The following is a 608-nucleotide window of genomic DNA, read 5'->3' as shown; positions in this document are numbered from 1 at the left end:
TCCAGAGTATGACTCGCACACTCTTCACAATGAGTACATTCGGGATTTGGGTGAAGGGATGGAGCCAGCAATTCCGGTCAATTACTACCCGAACAACAACCCAGATAACCCTCCCATTGCGAGTTGGCGAAGCCACGGACACTTGCTGTTCTTGAACTGGCTCAACTACTGCGTATACCAACAAACGCCTTACGATCTGGATCACTTCAGTGAAGATGCTTTCACTAAAGACGATTAAATCAACGAATTAAGTTTGTGAACCGAGCCGCCATCTGGCGGCTTTTTCATATCAGTTTGCAAACCTGATCGCATAGTGCTTTTTCCTCAATGGGCTTTTGCTACGTAATTCATATCATGCTGTCAGATTCAGGGATGTGGGGAAGAAGAATGAAAACCGTAACGCTCAGTGCACTAATGTTGATGACTCAGTTTGCACTCGTAGGCTGTGTTACCGTAAAAGAAAACGGCGCTCCTATCGTGAAGGCCGATCCTGTTGCTATGGCAGAATCTCGCATCGCTCTTGGGCTTGGTTATCTCGAAGGTGGCAATATGATCCGAGCGCACGACAACTTGCAACAAGCCTTGAGCCACGCCCCACAGTACTATCG

At 47.7% G+C, this 608-nt stretch carries 1 protein-coding gene and 1 pseudogene; both read left to right on the top strand.

All coding sequences use genetic code 11. The annotated features are described in order from the left end of the window. Nucleotides 1-238: homoserine O-acetyltransferase/O-succinyltransferase family protein (locus R7P74_RS27650; protein WP_029785893.1), on the top strand; the 238-nt coding region annotated here is incomplete at its 5' end. A 149-nt stretch (nucleotides 239-387) separates the two neighbouring features. Next, a pseudogene (locus R7P74_RS27645) lies at nucleotides 388-608 on the top strand (type IV pilus biogenesis/stability protein PilW); the annotation flags it as partial.

The sequence above is a fragment of the Vibrio sp. 2033 genome (genome assembly GCF_033339735.1).
This window is presented reverse-complemented; position numbering and strand designations above follow the sequence as displayed.